This is a genomic window from Methyloversatilis sp. (genome assembly GCF_030696805.1).
Classification (GTDB): domain Bacteria; phylum Pseudomonadota; class Gammaproteobacteria; order Burkholderiales; family Rhodocyclaceae; genus Methyloversatilis.
Genome location: NZ_JAUYRO010000097.1, coordinates 42,002 through 49,050 on the forward strand (window position 1 = coordinate 42,002; position 7,049 = coordinate 49,050).

General features: G+C 62.8%; 6 protein-coding genes. 5 read left to right on the forward strand and 1 reads right to left on the reverse strand.

Going from position 1 to position 7,049, the window contains the following annotated elements; genetic code table 11:
• Window positions 1-94 precede the first annotated feature (94 nt).
• A complete protein-coding gene (locus Q8R75_RS16865; RefSeq protein WP_305612441.1) occupies window positions 95-1,270 on the reverse strand; it encodes a malate--CoA ligase subunit beta in 1,176 nt (391 codons plus the stop codon).
• A 272-nt stretch (window positions 1,271-1,542) separates the two neighbouring features.
• On the opposite strand from Q8R75_RS16865, the gene glyA reads away from it, so the two are divergent.
• From glyA to fchA, 5 genes are all read left to right on the forward strand, one after another.
• On the forward strand, window positions 1,543-2,796 hold the full coding sequence (gene glyA / locus Q8R75_RS16870) for a serine hydroxymethyltransferase (RefSeq protein ID WP_305612439.1): 1,254 nt from the start codon (window positions 1,543-1,545) through the stop codon (window positions 2,794-2,796).
• 91 nt (window positions 2,797-2,887) lie between these two features.
• Window positions 2,888-4,075 carry an aminotransferase class V-fold PLP-dependent enzyme gene (locus Q8R75_RS16875; protein ID WP_305612437.1) on the forward strand — a complete coding sequence of 396 codons (1,188 nt, stop codon included), beginning with the start codon at window positions 2,888-2,890 and terminating at the stop codon, window positions 4,073-4,075.
• Between the two features lie 82 nt (window positions 4,076-4,157).
• Window positions 4,158-5,108, forward strand: coding sequence for a D-2-hydroxyacid dehydrogenase (locus tag Q8R75_RS16880; RefSeq protein WP_305612435.1), 951 nt, complete (start codon window positions 4,158-4,160; stop codon window positions 5,106-5,108).
• A 61-nt stretch (window positions 5,109-5,169) separates the two neighbouring features.
• Window positions 5,170-6,030, forward strand: a complete 861-nt coding sequence (locus tag Q8R75_RS16885) for an NADP-dependent methylenetetrahydromethanopterin/methylenetetrahydrofolate dehydrogenase (RefSeq protein WP_305612433.1) — start codon at window positions 5,170-5,172, stop codon at window positions 6,028-6,030.
• 3 nt (window positions 6,031-6,033) lie between these two features.
• Window positions 6,034-6,663, forward strand: coding sequence for a methenyltetrahydrofolate cyclohydrolase (gene fchA / locus Q8R75_RS16890; protein WP_305626009.1), 630 nt, complete (start codon window positions 6,034-6,036; stop codon window positions 6,661-6,663).
• Window positions 6,664-7,049 lie beyond the last annotated feature (386 nt).

Here is a 7,049-nt window from a genome sequence, read left to right on the forward strand (position 1 = left end):
TTATCCGCTACGCGCCGCCCGCCGAGCCGCCCCAAGGGCGAGCGCAGCCCCCTCGGGGGCAGCGAACGAAGTGAGCGTGGGGTCCTTTTTTTTCTCAGCTCGCTGCGTGGGCGCGTGCCGCTTCGACCGCCTTCTTCGCTGCCTCGGTGAGCGAACTGGCGCTGATGATGGGCAGCCCGCTTTCGCGGATGATGCGCTGCCCCTCTTCCTCGTTCGTTCCGGCCAGACGAACGATCAGCGGCACCGTGATATCGATGTCGTTGCACGCCTGAACGACGCCCTGGGCGACCCAGTCGCAGCGGTTGATACCGGCGAAGATATTGACCAGGATGGCCTTGACGTTCTTGTCCGACAGCACGAGGCGGAAGGAATTGGCCACGCGCTCGGGCGAGGCGCCGCCGCCGACGTCGAGGAAGTTGGCCGGTGCGCCGCCGGCGTACTTGATGGTGTCCATCGTGGCCATGGCCAGACCGGCACCGTTGATGATGCAGCCGATGTCGCCTTCCAGACCCACATAGTTCAGGTTGTGCTCGGCCGCCTGCACTTCGCGCGGATCTTCCTGCGACGGGTCACGCATGTCGGCCACGGCACGCTGACGGAACATCGCGTTGTCGTCGAACGACATCTTGGCGTCGAGCGCCAGTACGCGGTCGTCCTTGGTCACCACCAGCGGGTTGATTTCGACCATGGTCGCGTCGAGATCGCGGAAGGCGCGATAGGCGCCCATGATCGCGGTGACGGCACGCGATACCTGCTTGATGTTCAGCTTCAGGCCAAAGGCGATCTGCCGGGCCTGGAAGGCCTGCAGGCCGACCGCCGGCTCGACCACGACCTGCATGATCTTTTCCGGTGCGGTGTTGGCCAGTTCCTCGATGTCCATGCCGCCTTCGGCCGAGGCGATCACACGAACCCGCTCGGCCTTGCGATCGAGCACGATGCCCAGATACAGCTCGCGTTCGAACGGCTCGGCGACTTCGACGTAAACACGTTGCACCGGCTTGCCTTCAGGGCCGGTCTGCACCGTAACAAGACGCTTGCCGAGCAGTTCGCGAGCCGCCGCATCGACCTCGTGATAGGTCTTGCACAGCTTGATGCCACCTGCCTTGCCGCGCGCCCCTGAGTGCACCTGTGCCTTCACCGCCCAGTGCCAGCCGCCCAGTTCCGTCGCCGTATAGACAGCCTGATCCGGGCTGTAGGCCACGCTGCCGCGCGGCACCGGAACTCCGAAACCGGCCAGCAGCTCTTTCGCTTGGTATTCGTGAATGTCCATGCTTCACCTTCTGTCAGATTGAATTCAGAGGACTGTTTGACGTCGTATCACCGGCAGCCGACCTTCGGGCAGCGCGGAGGTCCGGAACGCAAACCTATGGATTTGATTATGGATGAGGCTGTTTGAATTAAGCTTCACTTATACTTATCCCGGCGATAAGAAAGTCCGATACGACGGCTTGCGTTCGTACGATATAGTTGATTTGTCTTGTTTTAGTTCACGCGCCAACGCCCGAAACCGGGCCAGACGCTCACTTCCCCGAAAGGCATCCCATGTTTGACCCGAAACAGACCATCGCCCATTCCGATCCCGAACTGTGGGCCGCCATGGAGGCGGAGTACGCACGCCAGGAACACCACATCGAGCTGATCGCGTCGGAAAACTACGCCAGCCCTGCGGTCATGGAAGCGCAAGGTTCGGTACTGACGAACAAGTACGCCGAGGGTTATCCGGGCAAGCGCTACTACGGTGGCTGTGAGTTTGTCGACGTTGCGGAACAGCTGGCGATCGATCGCCTGAAGGCGCTGTTCGGCGCCGAATTCGCCAACGTGCAGCCGCACTCGGGCTCGCAGGCCAATGCCGCTGTATACATGTCGATGCTGCAGCCGGGCGACACGATCCTGGGCATGTCGCTGGCCCATGGCGGTCACCTGACGCACGGTTCGTCGGTGAACTTCTCCGGCAAGATCTACAAGGGCGTCGCCTACGGTCTGGATCCGGAAACCGAAGCGATCGACTACAAGCAGGTCGAAATGCTGGCGCATGAATACAAGCCGAAGATGATTGTCGCAGGCGCGTCGGCCTATTCGCTGCACATCGACTTCCAGCGCTTCCGCGAGATCGCCGATTCGGTCGGCGCCTACCTGCTGGTCGACATGGCCCACTATTCCGGCCTGATCGCTGCCGGCCTGTACCCGAGCCCGATCGGTATTGCCGACTTCGTCACCTCGACCACGCACAAGACGCTGCGCGGCCCGCGCGGTGGCGTGATCATGGGCAAGGCCGAATTCGAAAAGCCGATCAACTCGATGATTTTCCCGGGCATCCAGGGCGGTCCGCTGATGCACGTCATCGCGGCCAAGGCCGTGGCCTTCAAGGAAGCGGCAACGCCGGAATTCAAGGCTTACCAGCAGCAGGTGCTGAACAACTCGCAGGTGATGGCCGAGACGCTGGTCGAGCGCGGCGTGCGCATCGTGTCCGGACGCACTCAGTCGCACCTGTTCCTGGTCGACCTGCGTGCCAAGAACGTGACCGGCAAGGAAGCGGAAGCCGCCCTGGGGCGCGCCCACATCACGGTGAACAAGAACGCCATCCCGAACGACCCGCAAAAGCCGTTCGTCACCAGCGGCATCCGCATCGGCAGCCCGGCGATGACGACCCGCGGTTTCAAGGAAGCCGAGGCGAAGCAGGTTGCCAACCTGATCGTCGATGTACTCGAAGCACCCAACGACGACGCCGTGATCGCGCGTGTCGTCGCTGACGTCACCCGGTTGTGCACCGCACTGCCGGTATACGGACGCAAATAAGGACTGACCGTGAGCGCCATGAACGCCACCAAGGAATTCCCGATTTCAGAACCTTCAAGACTTAGAAACATTCATTTCAGGAGATTGACATATGCGTATCGCAGGCCGTAACCATCTGTACGTGCCGGGCCCCACCAACACGCCGGAGCGCATCCTGCGTGCCATGGTGGTGCCACAGGAAGATCATCGCTCGCCCAGGTTTCCGGAATTGACATTGTCGGTTCTGGCGGACCTGAAGAAGGTGTTCAAGACCACCGAAGGCACCATCGTCACCTTCCCGGCATCGGGCACCGGCATGTGGGAAGCCGCGCTCACCAACACCCTGTCGCCGGGAGACAAGGTGCTGTGCTCGCGCTTCGGCCAGTTCAGCCACCTTTGGGCCGACATGGCGCAGCGCCTCGGCTTCGAGGTGCAGGTCATCGACACCGAATGGGGCACCGGCGTGCCGTACGACAAGTACGAAGAAATCCTGCGCGCCGACAAGGAACACAAGATCAAGGCCGTGCTGGCGTGCCAGAACGAAACCGCCACCGGCGTGTCGAGCGATATCGGCAAGGTGCGCAAGGCCATGGACAACGCCGGTCACCCGGCGCTGCTGATGGTCGATACCGTCAGTTCGCTGGTGAGCATCGACTTCCGCATGGAAGAGTGGGGTGTCGACTGCACGGTTTCGGGTTCGCAGAAGGGCTTCATGCTGCCGGCAGGCATGGGTATCCTGGGCATGAGCTCGAAGGCGATCAAGGCGATGGAAGGTGCGACCTCGCGCCGTTGTTACTTCGACATCGGCGACATGCTGAAGAACAACGCAACCGGCTACTTCCCCTACACGCCGTCGATTCCAATGCTCTACGGCATGCGTGAAGCGCTGGACACGATTTTCGAGGAAGGCCTGGAAAACATCTTCGCCCGCCACGAATACCTCGCCAGCGGCGTGCGCGCCGCGGTGCACGACGGCTGGAAGCTCAAGCTGTGCGCCCAGGCGCCGGAGTGGTACTCGAACACCGTCAGCGCCATCCTGGTGCCGGAAGGTTTCGACGCCGCCAAGGTGATCAGCAATGCCTACGCACGCTACAACCTGTCGCTGGGTGCAGGCCTGTCGAAGGTGGCCGGCAAGGTGTTCCGTATCGGCCACGTCGGCGACCTGAACTGCCTGTCGCTGATGAGCGCGATTGCCGGTGCTGAAATGTCGATGCTCGACAATGGCATCAACGTGACCCCGGGTTCCGGTGTCGCGGCCGCCTCGACCTGGTGGCGTACCCATACGCAGCAGGTAAAGTAAGGGCCCGCCGTCTTTTTACCCCTCTTGAACGGCCGGGTTCGCCCGGCCTTTTTTGCATTTACAAACACTGCGAGGAAAAAGCATGTCGCAACACGTCGTGTTTCTGGACCGTTCGACGCTCAAGGCCACCGTACGTCGGCCGTCGTTCGAGCACACCTGGGAAGAATACGAGACCACCTCCCCCGCCCAGGTGGTCGAGCGCCTGAAGAATGCGACTGTGGCCATCACCAACAAGGTTGCGTTGCGCGGCGACGTGCTTGCGCAGTTGCCGAACCTGAAGATGATCGGCGTCGCCGCCACCGGCTACGACGTGATCGATGTACCGGCCTGCCGCGAACGCGGCATCACGGTGTCGAACATCCGCAATTACGCGGTGCACACCGTGCCGGAACATGCGTTCGCGCTGATCCTCGCTCTGCGCCGCAGCATCCTCGCCTACCGGCAGGACGTGGAGCGCGGCCGCTGGCAGGAAGTCGATCAGTTCTGCTTTTTCGATCATCCGATCCATGACCTGTTCGACAGCACCATCGGCATTTTCGGCGAAGGCGCGCTCGGTCAGGGCACGGCGAAGATCGCGCGCGGCTTCGGCATGAAGGTGCTGTTTGCCGACCACGAAGGTCCGAAGGCGCCGGGCGTGGAATTCACGCCGGTCGAGCAGGTGCTCGCCGAGTCCGACATCATTTCGCTGCACTGCCCGCTCACCGCGGACAGCCGCAATATGTTCAGCATGCCGCAATTCAGGAAGATGAAGCGCAGCGCCATCCTGATCAACACGGCGCGCGGCGGCCTGGTGCATGAAGAAGATCTGGTGACCGCACTGAAGGAAGGCGTCATCGGCGGCGCCGGCTTCGACGTGCTGACCAAGGAGCCGCCGAAGGAAGGCAACCCGCTGCTCGACCTGCGCCTGCCCAACTTCATCCTGACGCCGCACGTGGCATGGGCGTCCGACGGTGCCATGCAGTTCCTGGCCGACCAGTTGATCGACAATGTGGATGCCTACGTCAAGGGCAGCCCGGTCAACACCGTGACCTGAAAACCGTTCGCAGCGCCCCGTGCAGGCGGCGCCGCGTTCATCAAGACAGCGAGAGACGACAATGAAAAAACTGCTCTATCAATTCGATACCGATGAACATCCGTCGGTGTTCGACAGCGTGGTGTGCCACGACGGCGGCACCGATCACGTGATCGGCTATGGTGGCGTGCATCCGCACAACGTCGGTGCCATGGTCGACGGCGCCATTTTCACGCGCGCGCCGAAGGACAAGAAGAACACGGCCATCTTCATCGGCGGCAGCAACATGGCCGAAGGCGAAGCCCTGTTCAAGGCGGTGAAGAAGAAGTTCTTCAGCAACTTCCGCGTGTCGGTCATGCTCGACAGCAACGGTTCGAACACCACCGCGGCCGCCTGCGTCGCGTGGATGGGTCACCGTGGCCCGTTGAAGGGCAAGAAGGTCGTCATCCTCGGCGGTACCGGCCCGGTCGGCACGCGCGCCGCCGTGATGCTGGCCAGCGAAGGTGCAACGGTCACGCTGGTGTCGCGCAAATTGGCCACCGCGGAAGACGCGGCGAAACAACTGAAGGCCTCGTTCAACCTCGACGTCGGCATTGCCGAGGCGGCGGACAATGACGCGCGCGGTCGCGCGATCGAAGGCGCGAACATCGTCATCGCAACCGGCGCAGGTGGCATCCAGCTGCTCGAAGAGCGTCACTGGAAGGACAACCCGACGCTGGAAATGATGGCTGACGCCAACGCCACGCCGCCGCTCGGCATCGAAGGCATCGACATGATGGACAAGGGCGCGGTCAAGCACGGCAAGATCGTGTTCGGTGCCATCGGTTTCGGTGCGCTCAAGATCGCACTGCAGCGCGCCTGCGTGGCCAAGCTGTTCGAAAGCAACGACATCACGCTGGATGCGCCGGAAATCTACGCGATGGCCAAGACGATGGTGGGCTGAGCAATGACCATGATCAAGGACAAGCCGGTCACCACCTTCCTCGACGAACTGGCCAGCAGCGCACCGACGCCGGGCGGCGGCAGCGCTGCGGCCATCATGGGCGGCATGGGCGCAGCGCTGGTCAGCATGGTGTGCAATCTGACCATCGGCAAGAAGGCATACGCGGAAGTCGAAGGCGACATGAAGGACCTGCTGGCGCAAGCCGAAGGCCTGCGTGCCACGCTGACCGATTTCATCCGCGCCGACGTCGAAGCGTTTGACGGCCTGATGGCCGCCTACGGTCTGCCGAAGGACACGGACGAGCAGAAGACTGCGCGTTCGGCTGCGATCCAGGACGGCCTGAAAATGGCCACCGACGCTCCGCTGGCCTGCGCCCGCGCCTGCGCCGACGTGATCGCGCTCAGCCTGATCGCTGCCGAAAAGGGCAACAAGAACGTCGTGTCCGACGCCGGTGTCGCCGCACTGGCCGCCCAGGCGGCGCTGCGTTCGGCAGCGCTGAACGTCGACATCAACGTGCCCAGCATCAAGGACGCCGATTTCGCCGCTTCACGCCGCGCCGAAACCGATGCCCTGCTGGCCAGGTGGGTGGCCGAAGCCGACCGCGTGGTCGAGGTGGTGAAGAGCAAGCTCTGAGTCTTATCCTTCGCCATCAAGGGGCGCCTGCGGGCGCCCCTTTTTTTTCGGGCGGGAACAAAAGATATCGGCGTTGAATCGGGGGCGGATGTTGGGCATCGCTGCGCTCACCCCAACCTACGGCTGCTCGGCCAAAAATGGAGGCCGGGGTTGGCCGCCGAATCACCGTCGTAGGTTGGGCTGAGCGCAGCGATGCCCAACAACAACACGCCACACGCGCCTCACCGACACCCCACGCAATCGCCCACCGATCCGACCCGCATCCACCCGTAGGTTGGGCTGAGCGCAGCGATGCCCAACAACAACACGCCACACGCGCCTCACCGACACCCCACGCAATCGCCCACCGATCCGACCCGCATCCACCCGCAGGTTGGGCTGAGCGC

Coding starts and splice junctions, on each gene's coding strand:
- Q8R75_RS16865 (WP_305612441.1), bottom strand. CDS start 1,270: ATGGACATTCACGAATACCAAGCGAAAGAGCTGCTGGCCGGTTTCGGA.
- glyA (WP_305612439.1), top strand. CDS start 1,543: ATGTTTGACCCGAAACAGACCATCGCCCATTCCGATCCCGAACTGTGG.
- Q8R75_RS16875 (WP_305612437.1), top strand. CDS start 2,888: ATGCGTATCGCAGGCCGTAACCATCTGTACGTGCCGGGCCCCACCAAC.
- Q8R75_RS16880 (WP_305612435.1), top strand. CDS start 4,158: ATGTCGCAACACGTCGTGTTTCTGGACCGTTCGACGCTCAAGGCCACC.
- Q8R75_RS16885 (WP_305612433.1), top strand. CDS start 5,170: ATGAAAAAACTGCTCTATCAATTCGATACCGATGAACATCCGTCGGTG.
- fchA (WP_305626009.1), top strand. CDS start 6,034: ATGACCATGATCAAGGACAAGCCGGTCACCACCTTCCTCGACGAACTG.